This window comes from Kordiimonas laminariae (genome assembly GCF_023008165.1).
Classification (GTDB): Bacteria; Pseudomonadota; Alphaproteobacteria; order Sphingomonadales; family Kordiimonadaceae; genus Kordiimonas; species Kordiimonas laminariae.
Window position 1 is genome coordinate 136,028 of sequence record NZ_JAKQZA010000003.1, and the last position, 18,949, is coordinate 154,976.

Genomic DNA, 18,949 nt, shown 5'->3' on the forward strand with positions numbered 1-18,949 from the left:
GGAATTAGCAATGAAAAAGATTATTACTTCCGCTGCTCTTCTCGCTGTAGGCCTATCGGCTTCAGTGTCTGCACAAGATGGCAGCATGTCAGATCTTCTGAACAAGGTTCGTGAAGGTCGTGTAAGCGAAAGCGCTGAGCACAAAAAACGTGAAGCAGAGTTCCAGGCTCGTAAAGGTCAGCAACAAAAGCTTCTTACAGATGCTCGTGCTGAACAAGCTCGTCTTGAGCGTGAAAGCGCTCGTCTTGAAGAGCAACGTCGTAACAATGAACAAGAAATCACACGTCAGGTTGAAATCCAGCGTGAACGTCTTGGTCAGCTAAGCGAGCTTTTCGGTGTTCTTCAGCAAAACGCTGGTGATGCGAAATCAATCATTTCTACATCACACGTTTCTATTGATAACCCAAACCGTCTTGCTGAAATCGACAACCTGATTTCTAAAGCACAAGAATCTTCAGAGCTTCCAACACTAGCAGATATCCGCGCGTGGCCAGCTCAGATGATCCTTGAAATGATCGGTTCTTCTGAAGTTAAAAAGTTCAATCACGAAGTTCGCCTGAACGACGGTTCTACACAGAACATGGAAGTTGTTCGTATTGGTGACTTTGGCCTTGTTGGTGGTGGCAAATATCTTCAGCTAACTCCAAAAGGTGTTGTTGCTGAGCTTCAACGTCAGCCTTCTGACCGTTTCACAAGCACAATTGCTCCGTTTGAGAACTCAACAAGTGGCATGCACGCTCTAGGTATTGACCCAACACGCGGTCAGCTTCTTAACCTTGAGATCGACAAGCCAACTATTGAAGAGCGTCTAGACCAAGGTGGACCAATTGGTTACATCACTCTAGGTCTTGGTGTTATTGGTGTTATCATCGCAATCCTACAGTGGCTATACCTACTGGTAGTTGGCGGTAAAGTACGCAAACAGATCCGTTCTGAAACTGCGGACACAGGTAACCCTCTTGGTCGTGTATTGGCTGTTTACGACCAAAACCGCAGTGTTGATGTTGAAACTCTTGAGCTGAAACTTGACGAAGCAATTCTAAAAGAAACTCCTGCTCTTGAGCGTGGCCTAACAATTGTTAAGCTTATCTCTGCTGTTGCACCTCTATTTGGTCTTCTCGGTACAGTGACTGGTATGATTGAGACATTCCAGGCTATCACACTGTTCGGTGCTGGTGACCCATCACAGATGGCTGGCGGTATTTCCGCGGCTCTTATGACTACTGTGGAAGGTCTTGTTGTAGCGATCCCAACTCTGCTTCTGCATACATTCGTATCAGGTTCCTCTAAGAGCGTTATCCACGTTCTTGAAGAGCAGTCTGCTGGTATCATTGCAGTTCACGCTGAGAAAGCGAACGGATAATGCGGAGCCTTAACGACGCATTTGACGCTATCCGGGCGTTCATGGAACAGGGCGGAGACGTCTTGTTCCTGATCCTCGCGGTAACGTTCATTATGTGGGTGCTCATTGTCGAACGTATGTGGTATTTCACGCTTGAATATAAAAAGCAGAAAAACCGCGTGATCGAAGCTTGGGAAACACGTACCGAGCGTAAATCATGGTTTGCACACAAAATTCGTACAGCCATGATTTCAGAGGTAAACCACGATCTATTCCGTGGTGTAAACCTCATTAAAACGCTCGTAGCACTTTGTCCTCTTGTAGGACTTCTCGGTACGGTAACAGGTATGATCGAGGTGTTTGACGTTATGGGTTCACAAGGTAGTTCCAACGCACGTGCGATGGCTGCCGGTGTATCCAAAGCAACGATCCCGACAATGGCGGGTATGGTTGCTGCACTATCAGGTATTTTCCTGAGCACATATATTGAACGCCGCGCTAAACGTGAGTCAGAAAGTCTTGAAGACAGCCTGACCATGGATCACTAAGCTGGATTTGGAGAGGAACACTAATGCGCAAGTTCGCAAAAGCAGAGGAAGAAGCTGAAGTAAATATGACCCCGATGCTCGACATCGTGTTCATCATGCTGATCTTCTTTATCGTAACTGCAACGTTCGTTAACGAATCTGGTCTCGAGATCAACAAGCCGGAGGATAACAATTCAAGTAATCCTCCACCACCAGATGAAGATAAGCGCGCAATCGCATTTGTGATTGATGAAAACAACAGAATTACACACGATTTCCTTCGTATTGATGTATCTTCTGTTTCTTCAATCATCAAAAAAGAAAGCGTTGAGCGCCCAGAAGCTCCTGTAGTTATTCAGGCTGCTAAAGGTTCCGAGTTTGGTTTAGCTATACGTATCTATGATGCGGCTAAAGCAGTTGGTCTTGGTGATGAAAAGATCGTAATGACGCCTAAGAAGTAATCGCTGGCGGGAAAATTCCCGCCATCACGGCGAAGCGCCCTATGGGGCGAATTGGAGAAAACCATGCGTAACCACGCTCAACAAGAAGAAGATACCGAAATTAACATGACCCCGATGCTCGACATCGTGTTCATCATGTTGATCTTCTTCATCGTTACCGCGGTATTCGTAAAGGAATCTGGGACGACCGTTATCAAACCTGAAGCAGAGACAGCTGTGAGCCTTAAACAGGTAAGCGTACTGATCGCTGTAACAGAAGATGACGAGATCCACATCAATCGGGAAGTAAAAGAGTTAGAGGAAGTTCGTACGGCCGTTGAAAAACTGCATGCGGAAAACCCAAAAGGCTCCGTTGCGATCCAGAGTGATGAAACAGCAGATGCCGTTCTGGTAATGAAAGTGTATGACGCCATCAGAGATGCTGGTGTTGAAAAAATCGCTATCGCTACGGAGGTCAAATAATATGATTACTCGGGTAGCCAGCTCACTTGTTGTCGCTTCTAGCGTTACTTTCGGTCTGTTTTTCGTAATGCATTCACTTGTTGCGGGAGACGGCGAAGTAGTACTGAACGAAGACAAAAGAGCTCGTTTCATCGATGTTGTACAGGACATCGAAGAACAACCTCCACAACGTCTGGAACGTAAAGTAGAGAAGCCACCAGAGGTGGAAGCACCTCCGCCAGAGATCGACACACCTGTTGTTGATAATTCTGGTCCAGATAAACTGAACCTATCCGTAGGTCGCGCCAATACAGCAGCAGCTGTTGATCTTGGCGGCATTGACCTTGGCCCAAGTTCAGATGGTGACTATCTTCCGCTTGTACGTGTACAGCCACAATACCCACGTCGTGCTCAAGAGCGCGGAATCGAAGGTTTTGTGATTGTGGAACTAACCGTTGCTGCTGATGGTACTGTACCACCAGAGTCAATTGTTGTGCTGCAAGCCGAGCCAAAAGGTTATTTTGAACGTGCTGCTATCAAAGCTGCTCAAAAGTTCAAATATAAGCCGAAGGTTATTAACGGTAAGGGCCAAGAAGTGACTGGTGTTACATACAAGTTCAGCTTCAACATGGCTCAATAAGCGAGACAGGAAAGAGACATGAGTATCAAAAACACTCTTAAATCCCTGTCGGTAGTGGCGGTTGCAGCTGTTGCATTTGCGACCGTCCCTATGCCGCAAGGTACACCATTTGCTGAAACAGCTTTCGCGCAAGAACAAGCTGCTAAGAAGCCACGGAAAACCCGCAAAGTGCAGGCGATCCCACTTCCTTTCCAGAAAAAACTGGAAAAAATTAGCGAAGTCTTGAACCCGGAAGAGATGTCAGATGCTGAAAAGCAAGCAACTCAGACAGAGCGTCTTGCTCGCGCTTCTCAGTTGTTAGATGATGCCTACAATAGCCGCGGTGTAAATGATTACGCTAAATCTATCGTATGGCAGTATCGTGCTCAGATCGCTTTCGATCGTGAAGATACACCAGGCGCAATTAATGCTTTTGAAAACGTTCTAAAGTTCAAGGAATCTATTCCTGTAGCTCAAGAACATGGCATTATGTATAATCTGGCACAGCTTTATTACTCCATCGAGAACTACGATAGAGCTTTGCAGTATCTGAAGGATTGGGAGCGCGAAGTTTCAGCTGTTGACCCTGCTCTCGTAGGCGTAAACCAGTTGGTCTTTATTTCTCAGGTTTACTACACTCTCAACGAATTCAATACAGCGATCACATATATTGATCGTGCTATTACTGACGCTGAGAAAGTAGACACCATCGAAGTTAAAGAAAACTGGTATGGTCTACGTCTAGCTTGTCTATGGGAACTGAAAGACTATAAACGTGCTCAGGATACATTGATCACGCTTATCGTTAACTGGCCAGACCCAAGCTACTGGAACCAGCTCGCTGCAACGTATCAGGAACTAGGCAATGAAACAGCATCATGGTCTATTCTTGAAGCTGCCTATAAGCAGGGTTTCCTGGATGATAAACCAGCACAAATTCGTAACGTTGCGCAGATTCAAATCGCTCGTGACGCGCCAATCAAGTGTGCATGGATCATCGAAGATGCTCTAAAGGAAGAGCAGCTTGAACGCGATGCAGAAAACCTTCGTACGCTAGGTCAATGCTATATGCAGGCCGCTGAGTTTGATAAGGCAATTGCACCTCTTACAGCAGCTGCTAAATCTGAAAATGATGGAGACCTATGGTTCCAGATTGGTCAGGTACAGCTGGCAAGTGATGACCTAACCGATGCAGTAACCTCTTTTGATAAAGCGAACAGTGAATTTACTTCTTCAAAAGATTCCAAAGCTGCTGGTAAACGTTTCTCAACTGTGATGATGAAAGCTCAGGCTCTGATTGAACTTAAGCGTTTTAAAGAAGCTAAAACCGCTTTTGCTGAAGCAAGTAAAATTGCGAAGACATCACGTCAACGCAGGCAAATTTCTCAGTGGAGAGGTTACCTCAAAGCTGAAGAAGCTCGTGAAGCAACGCTTAAAGGTTAAACTTCATTACATAATGATTAAAACGGCGTCCTTCGGGCGCCGTTTTTTTATGTCGATTGTTCCCCTTCTTCCTAACTCTTTTCATGTCATAAACATGCTACACTCAAAAAGTTATATTATAACTTTACATAATCTTTTGATTTGATATTGTTATACTATAACAATTCAGGAGCAAACTAATGAAGATAGGGAAATACATACCAATCACAGCGACAGCCATCACAACCACCAGCGGCTTATTCTTTCTTATGCAAAGCTTAGTCGCTGACAATGAAATACAGGTTGATCAGAGAGAGCCTGTACGCATTATTGATTTTGTACAAGCTATCGAGGAGCCAGAGGTTTCACTCACCGACCGAACAATTGAACCTCCTGTTGAAATAACCCCTCCTCCTCCAAGAGTTGCCCCCTTACCAACAGATACAGAAGGCAATCCAAGCATCAATATTCCGACTGGCCCACCACCCCTTCCTGGTCCACCAGAGGGGCCTCAAATAGGCGGCTATACAGATGGTGCTCAAATACCTCTAGTACGTATACAGGCAAGCTACCCAAGAAAGGCATTAGAGCGCGGTATCGCTGGCTGGGCTGTTGTTGCTTTCCGCATTGATCCATCAGGTACGGTGCAAGACCCAGAAATTATCGAAGCAGAACCTGTAGGCTATTTTGAACGGGCAACTCTAAAGGCCATAAAGAAGTTTAGATACAAGCCAAAAGTTATCAATGGCCAAGCTGTGGAATCTTTCGGTCAGTTCAGAATGGTGTTTAATTTAGATGAATAAGGGCCGAGGGAATTATGCGATATAAATCAAAACAAACTGCTGGCCGTGTTGATATGACTCCTATGTTAGATATTGTCTTCATCATGTTGATTTTCTTCATCGTAACAACAACTTTCCTTAAGGAAACAGGTGTTACTGTACAAAGGCCGGAAGGCATAGCCAAAGCGCCTGATAAAGAACAACAAGCCTTGGTATTTCACGTTGAAGCAGACAATCGACTTTCACTGAACGGCAGGAATATCGATATCTGGTCAGCTGAAGCTTTAGTAAAAGAAGCCATAACCATAGATCCGGAAACAGCTGTTGCCATTAACCTGAAGGAAGGAGCAGATATGAAAACTTTCATGCGTATCTATGACGGCCTTCGAAAGGTTGGGGTGCCTAAATATAGACTGCCTGTCCTGACCCACTCATAAAGAAAAAGGCACCCAAACGGGTGCCTTTTATTCTAATGCACTAACGCGTCATAAACTTTATTACGCATATCCTTACGTAATGGATAAATCCCGGAAGGCAGTACATTCGTCATCAAAATCACGACCAATTCTTCTTTCGGATCAATCCAAAAAATGGTATTTGCCATACCACCCCAGAAATAATTACCAATATTGGTTTGGCCTTTAACAACACTAGGGTCCTGAACAACAGCAAAACCAAGCCCAAAACCTAATCCCTGCTTACCGCCAGCAATACCATTCAAATTACCCGGAAGCTGATTTGTACGCATCATCGCCACAGTCTTTTCTTTAAGCAGACGAACACCATCCAACTCGCCACCATTGGCAATCATCTGTGAAAATCTCCAGTAATCTTCTGTGGTAGACACCAAACCACCACCGCCAGAAAGTACCCCAGGCTGAACGGTAAAATCCTGCCAAAACTCCCCCTTGTATGGCACAAGGGCCTTCTTTTCATCTAAGGCATACATCTCTACCAGACGAGATTGCTCATCCCCCTCAGCATAGAATCCGGTATCATCCATTCCAAGTGGTTTGAAAATACGCTTACTAAAGAATTCGTCTAGTTCCATTCCGGATAGAACTTCAATCAAGCGACCCTGTACATCAACTGATAAAGAATACACCCATGCACCACCCGGTTGGTATAATAGCGGTTCCTTACCAAGCTTTTCCGTCAGTGTTTTAATAGAATCATCAGCGCCAAAAGAGAAAACACCATTTTTTCGGTACGACCTATCAACGGGGGTATCAGAGAAAACGCCATAGGAAAGGCCTGCAGTATGGCGCATTAAATCCAATATAGTCGCTTCTCTATTTGCTGGAACCGTTTTAAAGCCATCTTCATCTTGCCCCGCAAACACACGTTGGTCTGCAAAGCTAGGTAAATACTTGGAAACAGGATCATCCAAACTGAACTTTCCCTCTTCCCAAAGCATCATTAACGCTGCTGTCGTTATTGGCTTCGTCATGGAATAAATTCTGAAAACAGCTTCATCTCCCATCGCCTTGCCTGCAGCGATATCCTGATCTCCATAGGTTTCGAAATGAGCAACCTTACCCTGCCTGGCAACAAGAGTGGTTAATCCAGCAAGCTTCCCGCTATCTACATAACCTTGAAAATGCTTTTTTAGGTCTTCTAGTTTAGCAGAAGACAACCCAACAGTTTCCGGTTCAACTTTTGGCAGGTCTTTTGCTGATACACTGGCAGATAACGCCGCCCAAGCGCCTAAACATAAAACAAATGATCTAAGCATTATCTATCCTCTCCCCTGTTGCTTTCTAATAAACTATGGCATCGAGGATATTGTTCAAGAGCTGTATCCACGATGAACACTCATATAAGATTAGCATCTTAAATAATTGGAGTATAAAAAAGCCCGCACGATTACTCGCACGGGCTTAAAGCTTTTATATTAGCATTCTAGAAAACGTAATTTACTGTAGTTAGATCAGAAAGTTCTAACCCCTGAATAAACACACTATTTTCATCGCCCAGATCGATACGCACACCATCAATGCCATCAACGGTAACAACGCTCGCCGCTGCAGTTACATCTGCCACTGAAGTAAAGTCAGTTACAGCATATTCAAGATTTAGAATATCTTCAGCCAGATCAAAATCGGCAATCACATCCTGCCCTGCATTACGACCGAAGATAAAGGTATCTTCACCATCACCACCAGTAAGCGTATCATTACCAGCGCCGGCCCACAGAATATCATCCCCTGAACCACCGTTCGCAGTATCGTCACCTTCTCCTGAGAATAAGGTATCATTATCGGCGCCACCGTTAACGCTATCATTACCGGCACCACCGTAGACGACATCGTCGTCTTCTCCGCCATCGACCTCATCATCACCGGCACCGCCGCCAAGCGTATCCGAACCTTGACCACCATCTACAACGTCATCACCAGTATCATCAGCACCAGCGAAGCTGGCATCTGAACCTTCGCCGGCAATGATTGTATCATCGCCATCACCACCAATGATAAAGTCATCACCAGCGGCAGCGTTAATTACATCATTACCTGCACCACCATCAAATTGATCAGCCACAGCAGAACCCGTTTGCTCATCATCACCATCTGTACCAGTCACGACAACCGGATCAGGGGTTTCAACGACAACAGCTTCTGTTGGGAACGTGATAAGGCCAAGGAGAGGATCATGATCACTTGCCTGCTCAATAAAATCAGCATTCACATGGACGATATCGAAACGAACATGACCATTTAAATTTTCACTTACCAGAAATTGGTCGATTGCCTGTGAATTACCTTGGAAATTAAACGTATAACGACCTTCAGCAATAGGAATATTGTCTACCTGATTAAAGAGAATTCTATCATCGCCTTCACCTCCAGCCAAAATATCAACGGTGTTAGAGAAATCGAAATCATTCAAGTCACCCAAAACAATAATATTAGCATCACTGTCTGCAGCAAGAAGTGTATCAACATATCCATTCAAGGCTGTCGCCTGACCTTCACGACGTTCAACGCCAGCCTCTTCTGCAGGTTGATTCGAACCGAACAAATCGTCGGACCCACCTTTAGAGGTGAAATGATTATTGATAACCGTAAAGATTTCACCGTTAAACGAGAACTGCGCCTCCAGCGGCAAACGAGATCCGTTGAACGCATCCGCGGCATCAACACCAGCATCAGTCAAAAGTGTTTCATCAAGAGCCTTCAAGCTACCTTCAACAAGATCTACACGATCATCATTATACAGATAAGCAACCCGGATATTGCCATTTGGTTGGCCACCTTGAGTATTTTCGGCAACAGGGTCAATTACCGCAAATGAATAAGTTGGGCCGCCTGCTGCTTCAATCGCATCAATTAATGCCTGCAAAGTTTGATCCGACGCAACGGTGCCTGATGCCGAACCATTATTATCTTGCACCTCCTGAAGAGCGATAACATCTGGACTACGGAGGTTTGTTACAATTTGCTGTGCCTGAGCAGCAATTTGATCTACATCATCGGGATCAAGATTAAGTACATTATAACTTGCAACAGATACAGAATTTGAATCCCCTACTAAGCGCGTAACTTCTGGTTCCAGATTTCCGTCTGTAACACCTTCAAATTCAAGCGGTATCACTTCGTAGTTACCAAAGTTATATGTAACAACGCCTGTTACATCACCAAGTAAATCACCCGCATTTACACTTGTTGTATCAAAATCAACACCAATACTGTTGTCAAAATCAATTTGAATACGTTCTGGGTTAAGATCACCCTCTGTCGTCGAAATCGTATGGCGGTTCGTTATACCAGTTGATCCTCCACCACGATTGGCCAGAGTATAAATCTCTCCGAAGTTTGCGCCGTTGGAAACTGCTACCGCATCTTCAATTGTAACTCGCATACCTTCGAGTGCTTCAAAGAAATCAATACCGTCATTTTCCGGATCGAAATTGTTTGCTGCAACATCAGTTGGATCAGATAGATCAATTCCAGATCCAATTTCATCTTCACTGATAATTGTTTCAGTTGGAGGTCTCAGGCCATTAATGCCGATAACTACAGCATCTGGAAGTTCATTGCCTGAAGATTCCACAGTAACATCGCTGGCATCAATTCTTGTAACTGTCAGGCGACCAGAGAAGCCTGCTTCTTCTACCTCACCTATCACCTGAACTGCATCACCAACAGCCACTGTAGGATTACCGTCTGTTGCAACAAAAATACCATCAGAAGTATTGGCATTACCATCGCCATCAGGATCCTGCAGATAGAAACCTGGTGTGCTGCTGTCGGTATCAATAGCAGTTACAATACCGGTTGTAATAACAACCTGACCTTCAAAAGAAGAAAGATGGCTTTCTCCCTGTATATCGTATATCGCAGCTTCTACAGGGTTGCCTGAACTACCAACAGCATTGGTTATACCAGGTGTATCATCAGAAAGGTCACTGAAATCACCCTGAGTGAATTCACCTTCACCGTCTGTAGCCCGGAATACATGAGCAGGCGCAAAACCATCAGGAGATGTTACAACGGTATCACTATATGCCTGATCAGGTGTTGCATCAGTATTCGAGAGTGTAATCGAAGCAATGACATTACCAAATGGTGTTACATCAAGTGTACCATCATCATTGGTATCAAGGTCATCAGCAGCGGTGCCTGTAAAATCCTGTACCAGAATGAACGTCACCGGAGAGCTGAAGAAATCAACGCTTTCCTGAATATCACCAACATCAAAGCTATAACCTGAACCTGAGTTCCCTAACAGGAATATACCATCGGCATCTGCAACACCACCAGTGAGATCAAAAACAAAATCGATGGTACCTGGCGCAAATTCGCTGGAAATCGCTAATAGAGTAAGACCATCCAAGCTAGCCCCTGGTGTACCGTGCAATTCAATAAAGTTACTTGTGTCATCACTAGAACCAGAAGAACTAATACGAATTTCGTTAAACTCAAAATCAGGTACAGGTTCATTAGAAATGCCTGGTGTTGCTGCAAGTGCAGTGATGGTATCACCGCCATCTGTTATGCGTCCAACAGATTGGTTATCTGCATCACCATTTTCGGCTTCACTGAATTGAGTGGTTTCACCAAAACCAGTAAGAAGGCCTGCATCATCTGCATCCCCGTCATCATATACAATCACATCAATCAGGTTTGTTGTTGTAATTGGTGTATCGTTCGGAAAATCAGCTTCCGTGCCTTGATAAAGAGCCACTGCATCAGCACCATTTTGAAGACCACTGTTACCAAACACCAGATCCACATTCGGTGTGGCTGCATTACCAATAACAAAGAACCCGTTTTCATCTGTTGAATGACCATCAAGGCTGATAGCATTGTATGATGCATCATCACTACCATTGAAGAATACCAGCACAAGACCATCAAGAGGTGTGTTACCTGCACCGCCATCGTAAAGTTCGACGAATTCAGCAGTGTCAGATTCTGGCGTTTGAGCATCAACTTCATTGATCACAATATTAGATGCAACAGGGGTCAAAGGCGCTGGAGCAGCCTCGTTTTCGGCGCCAGGCGTGGCTATCAATACACCTTCTGTTTCCCCACCATCTGAAGTCCGGCCAATAGAATGCCTATCAGCATCTTCGAAACCATTTTCATCCAGCGCAGTTGTTTCACCTAAAGCAGTGAGAAGCGCACTTGCATCACCGCCCGTATTATACACAACAGCATCTATCAAGTTTACAGTAGTCGCAGCAGTGCCATCTGGGAAATTGGCCGCTGTATCTTGATAAAGGGCAACTCCATCTGGCCCATTTTGAATAAGGTTATCCGCAATCACCTGATCCACACCAGCAACGGCGCTTGAGCCAATAACAAAATATCCGTCTGCATCCGTTGTTTGACCTGTAAGATCAATTGTTAGATATGAATTATTTGTATCACCGTCAAAGAGAACCAGAATCAATCCATCAAGGGACGCATTACCAACACCACCATCATAAATCTCGATAAACTCTGATGTGTCAGCACCAGCATCTGTCGTTGTATCAATTTCATTGATCACAAACACAGGCTCCGGGACTGGTTCAGCATTTTCAGCACCTGCAGTCACGCTTGTTTCTTCAAAGTTCTCATCAGTCAAGCGACCAAGGGAGCTGGAACCATCGCTATCTGAAGCGCTATCATCAAACTGCGTAGTCTGGTTCAGCCCTGTAAGTAGGCCTGTATCATCTGCATCGCTGGAACCATATACAACAGCGTCTACAAGATTGGTGTCTGTTACAGCCGTTCCATCTGGAAAATCAGCAGCTGAAGCTATGAAAAGCCCAATCGCGTCAGCGCCAGTTTGCAGCCCGAGCGATGCAATCGTAAGGCCTGCGCCCGCAATACCTGTATCACCGATCACAAAATAACCGTCAGCATCAGTTGTTTGGCCGGTAAGATCAATAGTACGGTAAGATTGATCGGTATCACCATCAAACAACACTAGAACCAAACCATCTAGTGCACTGCTGCCAATACCACCGTCATATAGCTCAATAAACTGGTTTGCCGTGTCTGCGGCGTCAGCATGGAATTCATTAATTGTAAAAGTTGCTGTTGCCTCAAAAACCAGATTTGCGGTACCTGGCGTGTTAATCGCTTCACCATCTTCCGCCTGAGCGCCATCGATAATACCCTGACCGTCAAAGTCGTTACGTACCCAATCAGCTACAACATCTGTATCAACACCGTCGGTAACACGTGATGCACCCCCAACAGTATTTGAATCACCATCAAAACCTCGCGTAAGCACCACAGACGAGTATGTTTGATCGCCGCTACCGCCATCACTAACGGCAATACTATCAATAATCGCATCCCAAGGTGTTACATCAAGCACACCATCATCATCTGCATCCAAATCACTACCGTCTGAACCAGTAAAGTTTGTTACTAAAAGCAGCGTTCCCGTGCCATTTTGGATCGCATTATTTTGAAAATCTGTAACCCAAAAACCATTCTCATCTGTTGTACCCACTTGGTACACATTATTAATACGGCCAGGGGCATTACTGTCCCCATCAATATCAATGATCCAATAATTAGAAAGATCAGTATTTGGATCTCCAAAAATCTCAATGTATTCATTGGTATCCGTACTGTCGTGATTTGCTACAAATTCATTAATTACCGGTGCTGGCATATCCCTATTCCCAAGTCTTTAATCAAAACTTCCCCGGCCCCAAAATCCTGGTCGAAGTAATGCATAATGTTGTTTTCGCTAAGTTCCTGACGAAACGATCAGAAAGTGACGGGATATAAATCATTCATCAATGACATATTTATTAATGAAATTTTAACCATATTTAACTGATTGAATTATCAGCAAACTTTTTTGTTTTGTACAATCATGATCAAAAAAGTTTAAATCACCTAAAACCATAGGTAGGATTTTCACTTTTGGTAAAACTATAGTGATTCACTAAATTTTAATGATTTAACAATGCCCTAGATCACAACATGCATCAAAATACTGTTCACCCCTGATCTATATAAAAGTGTAACGTTAAAACTTTACCACTGCTAAGAGGTAGCAACGCAAGAATATGCTTATTGGTGATCAAATAGAATTAGCTATCAGTTATAGCTGCTTTTCACGTAACTAAATAATAAGAAACTAATTACATATCAATAGAAAAGCGACACTAACCTGCATCGCCGTCTTTAGCTATTTCAGTGTCTAACGAAGCGACATCAATACCCAGTTTACGCGCTCGTTCTTGCCACTGCTGTCGGGCAAGGGAACGCATATCTTCTACGCTGTCCATTTCGTCCATAATTTCCATACCGAGAAGTGCTTCAATAACATCTTCAAGTGTTACAATACCTTTTGTGCCGCCAAAAGCGTCTTCTACAAGGGCGATATGCTGCCTACTGTTTAGAAAATATTCCAATAAATCGGGAAGACTAATATCTTCAGCAACGCGTTTAATATCCCGTGACAAATCACTTAACCGTGCATCCTGTCCCTCCCGCATATCAAATGCCAGTAGCTCATCCCGCAAAACCACACCTTGGATATCGTCAAGGTTTTCACCATACACAGGCATTCGCGAGAATGTACTTTCCAAACTGGCCTTCGAAGCCTCAACTATAGGTGTACCTATATGAAGGGCGGTAACTACCGTACGGGGCGTCATAATATCTGTCGCATTCAGTTGGCTAAACTGGATAAGGTTTCTAATAATCTTCGCTTCGCGTTTTTCAATATGCCCTGAACGCTCACCAATGCTTGTCATGGCAAGAAGTTCATCGCGAGAGAAAGGATGAACCGGCTTCCCTTTTGCTATGAGCTTAGTCAGTCCTTCCGAGATTCTTATAAGCGGATAAAGAAGGATGATTGAAAAACGGATAAACCCCATAGTCGGCCCAATAAGATTTGCCCAGTAAATCGCGCCAATGGTCTTGGGGATAATTTCCGATAAAAACAGAATAGCCAGTGTCATCACACCTGAGAACACACCTATCCACGCACTTCCAAACACCGTTGTTGCTTGCGCCCCTGCGGCAATAGCACCTAGCGTATGGGCAATCGTATTCACACTTAGAATAGCCGCTAGTGAACGGTCCACGTTATCTTGTCTAAGGCTTTTTAATCGTTCTGCTCTCTCTGGATTTTCACCTTTCATCTTCTCGATATAAGAAGGGGTAATACTAAGAAGCACAGCTTCTGCGATAGAACAAAGGAATGAAAATAACAGAGCAATAGAAACGAAAATCACTAACAGGATAATGTCAGTTGATGATGGATCTGGCATATAGACAACCTCACATTAAAGATAAAGTCAGGATACACACCAAGTACCAACTGGTCTAAGTAAAAAGAAACGACTATCAGCTGCTTCTCTAGTTCATTTTATCCCTGTACACAGATATTATACCCTTCAGGGCACGCTTCACCGCCATATAGTTTTATAGCTTGGTCAAATTCTTCATTTGTTAGTATCCGGGGGCTATGCCCATCAAGGTAAGCATCTACATCAAGCTTCAATCGTCTGACTGCCTTTTTAAAGTTTATCATATCTTTATGAACCCGTGGCAGTGCATTCTTTAACTGGGTTTCATAGTGATCTTCTGCGAAAAGAAGTTTTGCCTGCGGGACATACATCACCAAATTATGCTCTGAATGCGCTGTAGAGATATCATAGATTTCCACCTGCCCATCAGCCAAAGAAACAAATGTATTCACCTCTTGAATTTGCTTATCCTTGAGCTGTTTCCCCACCCTATCCTTCACGGCTGACAAATGTTCTGTTACCGTAAAGATCGTAGCACCAAGCTCCGCAACATCTGGAAGGTCAGCCAGATGTTCACTGTGATGATGGGTTAAAACAAAAGACCCAACTGGCTTGCTTTCATCTCTATACTCATAGAGTTTCTCTAAGGCATCCCTAAAATCCCGCTGCCCACCTGAAGCAATATAAGCCTCACCCGTATCAACAAAAACCGTATAGGATCGGCCTTTTCCTACCAGATATGTGTTTTTCGCAACTTCCTGTATTTTCCATTCAGATGTCTTAAGCACTTCACCCCAAGGCGTGAAACCAGCAGGAACATCAAACGCGCTATTCGTTGAAGGATTAAGGGTTACTTTCCGGTCAAGCGACACCTGCCTTGGCTGATCACCAACAAAAAAATTCATATCCTGCGCATACACTATGCCATCAGCATGTATATGATTTGAGAAGATATAGCTTAGCGTACCTGCGCGCAGATGGCTTCGTTCCATTTTAGAGATAAAGCCGGTATCTTGCTGGATATAGAGTATCGCCTCAAATCCAGAAAGAAATCTCACCTTCAGCATTTCATGTAATGCGCCTCTAAAATAGCCGTTTCCCACATGCTCAGCAAAGGTTAGAAGCTTAGGCAAAACGCGAGCAATCATCGTATCACTAGCCCTTACTGCGCTTACGCCAACACTATCAAACGTCAACCAATCTTCATCTGAATATTTCCGATTGAGAATATCATAGAGGCGCCCCTTCTCACCATCGAACACAAACCGTTCCAGATCGACAGAAGTTCTGGAAACACGCCAGGAAAGCATAGTTTTTCGGCGTTTCTCAAAATCTATAAGGAGTTCTGACTTTTCCCGGAAAAAATCGGGCTGCTTCAAACTCGCATCTTGTCCTGGCCAAAGAAGTTTCTTGTGCTCAAATATATTTATTGAACGAGCTAAGGCTAAATAATCCCCACCATAAGCCTGATGCGTTTTGGCTATTATAGTTTCTTCTTTATCACCTGCTTGCAATGAAACGGGTGAGGCAACAAACACCAAAAATATTGCTACGGACATCTTTATCCGAGGTAAGAAGCTTTTCATAAAAACATTCCCAAACTGCCATTTATATACATTATGAGCCAAATTTTTGGCACGCGCGGCGAGCATACAGACTGAATGTCGTGATTATGTCGTGATGATTTTTTTGAAGATCAGTAACGTTTATTCCTCAAAAAAATATTTAAAAACAATCTTCTACAAAAAAAATTCTAAAACAAAACTTCCTTATCAAAGAGCATCGTTCTCGAAACAGAAATACCCAAACTGTTGCGGCGGTCCCCAAGGCACCCATATAAGTTCTAAATATATTGGAGGGGTTATGTCAGAGCATGAAAACGAAATAGAGAACACTGGCAACATTGTTGGTGGTCTACTCACATGGAGTTTGGTGACGATTATACTTGTTGTACTAACAAGAATCGGCATGAATTGGGGGCCCTGGATACTTAGCAGTTGGGTAGCTTTGCTAGTTTTGGATGTACTGCAGGCTCAGCTTAGAAACACTAAGATGTATGTCCGAATTCTATCTGAAGTTTGGTCATTACCGTTTTAAAACAAAAATCTCAGGCTCAGCCCAAACGGTATAAACTGCATAACTTCAATATCTTGAAAATGGTGCCCCCGGTCGGAATCGAACCGACACTCCCGTAAGGGAACGGGATTTTGAATCCCGCGCGTCTACCAATTCCGCCACAGGGGCAACTGTCCGGTGAGGTAGTCGGCGCATCATATCCAAAAAGGTGGCCTCGTCAAGCTGCGAATACCCTAAAATAAATATATCCCTGATTGTTCCCCTCCCGGCTTTTTGCTAAGGCTGGAAGCAACGTTGCACCAGGGAGAAAATGTGTGCTCAGAAAGCTGTATGACTGGACCATAGAAAAAGCACAAAGCCCAGCTAGCGAACGCTGGCTTGGAGGTCTGGCATTTGCAGAAAGTAGCTTTTTCCCGATCCCCATTGATATCATGTTAATTCCAATGATTTTGGCAAATCGGCTGAAAGCGTGGCGCCTTGCTACTATCACGCTCATCATGTCGGTTCTAGGCGGCATTGCAGGCTATATGATTGGCGCTTTCCTTTTTGAAGTAATTGGCCAGCCCATCATTGATTTTTATGGGTACGGTGAGAAATTCGCCGAATTTCAGGAATACTATAAAGAATACGGTATCTTGATTGTGCTTGTAGCTGGTTTCACACCACTGCCGTTCAAAGTGGTTACCATTGCTTCGGGAGCAGTAGGGCTGAACCCTGCAGTTTTCACGTTGGTTTCTATTCCGGCCCGTGGTGCGCGTTTCTATCTGGTAGCGGCTCTTCTCTATATGTTCGGGGAACCTATCAAAGATTTTATCGAAAAACGCTTGGGTTTAGTGACAAGTGCGATGATGATACTTGGCATTCTTGGTTTTGTAGCGATTAAATATATTTAGGGATAATATGATCACCTTCCTTCAAACACTTATCAAAGAGCAACCAGTTCGCTTCGGCGGCCTTGTAGCTTTCGGCTTGCTTGCCGGTGCATATGGTTTTCAGTTTGCTGGGTACCCTCCTTGTGAAATGTGTTGGTGGCAACGCTACCCCTATATGGCCATGATACTACTCGTGCTTGCCTCTGTTTTCACCAAAACAGATAAAAACCGCTGGGTACTACTCTTAGTGACTCTTCTTTTCGCTGCGGATGCTTCCATCGCTGTTTTCCATGCTGGTGTTGAACAAAAATGGTGGGAAGGTTTCACCAGCTGCTCATCAGGACTTGATTTAACAGGCAATATTGAAGATGCGCTGGCTGCCATTAACGCTGCCCCAGTTGTTCGGTGCGACGAAATACCATGGTCTCTTTTCAGCATTTCGATGGCAGGCTATAATGCAATTATCGCAACGGGAATGACCATTTATTGCGCTGTGAAATTCAAACGGTCTTGAAAGTACGTTCGCCATGACAGACAGAGAACCAGTTCATAAACCCACACTTGAAAAGCAAACGCCTGCACGCCCCCTTCCGGGTGATAGAGATATATCTGAACAGGCAAAGCGCATGATCCGTGTTGACCATGCTGGTGAATTCGGCGCTGTGCGTATTTATGCCGGGCAGCGCGCTATCATGGGCGAAAAACACCCTAAGGCGGGCCTCCTTAAGCATATGTATGAACAGGAAGAAGTGCATCTGGAGCGTTTCAACAAGTTCATTCGCGAACGCGGTGTGCGCCCAACTATTATGGCGCCTTTCTGGCATGTTGTTGGTTTTGCGCTAGGCGCAGGTACAGCCCTGATGGGTGAAAAGGCTGCCATGGCCTGCACACAGGCGGTAGAAGAAGTGATCGATGATCACTATCAGCACCAACTTGATACCCTTGATGGTGCGGATCCTGAGCTTGAGGAAATGATTGAAGTTTTTCAGGCTGAGGAAGTAGAGCATAAACGTATTGCGGAAGAACACGGTGCTGAAGAAGCACCAGGTTACTCTGTTCTTTCCGCAGCTATCAAAGCAGGCTGTAAAGCGGCTATCTGGATTTCAAAACGGGTTTGATTAAACACTCATAACCTGCTCAGTATTCATATACTTAAATATAAATACTTCTTATACACCTATTTCGATCATTATTATCGTTGATAGATTATCGAAATTCTGTACCATGCATACTTACAAAAATATAATATCACTTTATTAGACTTTATCATGGACACTATTTGGGGGCTTTTATGGAAGAAAAGGTGTTTTTCGATAGTAATAATGTTTCAGTATCAAACAGTCGCTTCATTGTTAGCGGACAAACTTATGCAATGAGTAATGTTACATCCGTTAAAACTGGCACTAATGTCGACCCTAAAGCACCTAAAATACTGATCATTATAATCGGCCTAATCACCACCGCATTCTCGGCAGTTATAGGGCTTATTCTTATTGCGGTTGGCATCGCCATTCTTATGTCTTCAAAAGATAGTTATTCAGTTATTTTGAGTACAGCAGCTGGAGAAAACCAAGCACTTACGAGCGATGACAAAAATCATATTGAAAAGGTTGTAGCTGCCTTAAACGAAGCGATAATTAGTAGAGGCTAAACGCAAAATCACAAATAATCACTCCGTCAAAATCAGCTATGCA

General features: G+C 44.1%; 16 protein-coding genes and 1 tRNA gene. 12 read left to right on the top strand and 5 right to left on the bottom strand.

Features of this window, described 5'->3' with window-relative positions; translation table 11 throughout:
• The first annotated feature begins 10 nt into the window (after positions 1-10).
• From MF542_RS06590 to MF542_RS06625, 8 genes are all read left to right on the top strand, one after another.
• Positions 11-1,363, top strand: coding sequence for a MotA/TolQ/ExbB proton channel family protein (locus MF542_RS06590; protein ID WP_247017227.1), 1,353 nt, complete (start codon positions 11-13; stop codon positions 1,361-1,363).
• On the top strand, positions 1,363-1,890 hold the full coding sequence (locus MF542_RS06595; RefSeq protein WP_247017229.1) for a MotA/TolQ/ExbB proton channel family protein: 528 nt from the start codon (positions 1,363-1,365) through the stop codon (positions 1,888-1,890). Before MF542_RS06590 ends, MF542_RS06595 begins: the two co-directional genes overlap by 1 nt.
• A gap of 23 nt (positions 1,891-1,913) precedes the next feature.
• Positions 1,914-2,330: an ExbD/TolR family protein gene (locus MF542_RS06600; RefSeq protein ID WP_247017230.1), complete on the top strand. Its 417-nt coding sequence runs from the start codon at positions 1,914-1,916 to the stop codon at positions 2,328-2,330.
• 63 nt (positions 2,331-2,393) lie between these two features.
• Positions 2,394-2,792: an ExbD/TolR family protein gene (locus MF542_RS06605; RefSeq protein ID WP_247017232.1), complete on the top strand. Its 399-nt coding sequence runs from the start codon at positions 2,394-2,396 to the stop codon at positions 2,790-2,792.
• A 1-nt stretch (position 2,793) separates the two neighbouring features.
• Positions 2,794-3,411: an energy transducer TonB gene (locus MF542_RS06610; protein WP_247017234.1), complete on the top strand. Its 618-nt coding sequence runs from the start codon at positions 2,794-2,796 to the stop codon at positions 3,409-3,411.
• A gap of 18 nt (positions 3,412-3,429) precedes the next feature.
• Entirely contained in the window at positions 3,430-4,833 is a 1,404-nt protein-coding gene (locus MF542_RS06615; protein WP_247017235.1) for a tetratricopeptide repeat protein, read from the top strand.
• A gap of 179 nt (positions 4,834-5,012) precedes the next feature.
• The gene (locus tag MF542_RS06620; protein ID WP_247017238.1) at positions 5,013-5,615 is read left to right on the top strand and encodes an energy transducer TonB; all 603 of its coding nucleotides are present in this window, start codon (positions 5,013-5,015) and stop codon (positions 5,613-5,615) included.
• Between the two features lie 14 nt (positions 5,616-5,629).
• On the top strand, positions 5,630-6,031 hold the full coding sequence (locus MF542_RS06625) for an ExbD/TolR family protein (protein ID WP_247017239.1): 402 nt from the start codon (positions 5,630-5,632) through the stop codon (positions 6,029-6,031).
• A 32-nt stretch (positions 6,032-6,063) separates the two neighbouring features.
• Here the strand turns inward: MF542_RS06625 and MF542_RS06630 are convergent, their stop codons facing one another.
• The 5 genes from MF542_RS06630 to MF542_RS06650 all read right to left on the bottom strand — a co-directional run bounded on the left by MF542_RS06630 (position 6,064) and on the right by MF542_RS06650 (position 16,551).
• The gene (locus MF542_RS06630) at positions 6,064-7,329 is read right to left on the bottom strand and encodes a serine hydrolase domain-containing protein (protein WP_247017242.1); all 1,266 of its coding nucleotides are present in this window, start codon (positions 7,327-7,329) and stop codon (positions 6,064-6,066) included.
• A 167-nt stretch (positions 7,330-7,496) separates the two neighbouring features.
• Positions 7,497-12,713, bottom strand: coding sequence for an endonuclease/exonuclease/phosphatase family protein (locus tag MF542_RS06635; RefSeq protein ID WP_247017243.1), 5,217 nt, complete (start codon positions 12,711-12,713; stop codon positions 7,497-7,499).
• A gap of 502 nt (positions 12,714-13,215) precedes the next feature.
• Positions 13,216-14,328 carry a hemolysin family protein gene (locus tag MF542_RS06640; protein ID WP_247017245.1) on the bottom strand — a complete coding sequence of 371 codons (1,113 nt, stop codon included), beginning with the start codon at positions 14,326-14,328 and terminating at the stop codon, positions 13,216-13,218.
• A gap of 98 nt (positions 14,329-14,426) precedes the next feature.
• A complete protein-coding gene (locus MF542_RS06645; RefSeq protein ID WP_247017247.1) occupies positions 14,427-15,686 on the bottom strand; it encodes an MBL fold metallo-hydrolase in 1,260 nt (419 codons plus the stop codon).
• 778 nt (positions 15,687-16,464) lie between these two features.
• Positions 16,465-16,551 (bottom strand) — tRNA-Leu (locus tag MF542_RS06650).
• Positions 16,552-16,697: 146 nt separating this feature from the next.
• Between MF542_RS06650 and MF542_RS06655 the strand changes: the two genes are divergently transcribed.
• The 4 genes from MF542_RS06655 to MF542_RS06670 all read left to right on the top strand — a co-directional run bounded on the left by MF542_RS06655 (position 16,698) and on the right by MF542_RS06670 (position 18,906).
• Complete coding sequence (locus tag MF542_RS06655) at positions 16,698-17,276, top strand: YqaA family protein (protein ID WP_247017249.1); 579 nt, start codon at positions 16,698-16,700, stop codon at positions 17,274-17,276.
• 7 nt (positions 17,277-17,283) lie between these two features.
• Positions 17,284-17,769 (top strand): disulfide bond formation protein B, encoded by a 486-nt coding sequence (locus MF542_RS06660; RefSeq protein ID WP_247017251.1) that lies wholly within the window; start codon positions 17,284-17,286, stop codon positions 17,767-17,769.
• A gap of 13 nt (positions 17,770-17,782) precedes the next feature.
• On the top strand, positions 17,783-18,373 hold the full coding sequence (locus tag MF542_RS06665; RefSeq protein WP_247017252.1) for a demethoxyubiquinone hydroxylase family protein: 591 nt from the start codon (positions 17,783-17,785) through the stop codon (positions 18,371-18,373).
• Between the two features lie 173 nt (positions 18,374-18,546).
• Positions 18,547-18,906 (top strand): DUF6232 family protein, encoded by a 360-nt coding sequence (locus MF542_RS06670; protein WP_247017254.1) that lies wholly within the window; start codon positions 18,547-18,549, stop codon positions 18,904-18,906.
• The last annotated feature ends 43 nt before the right edge of the window (positions 18,907-18,949 follow it).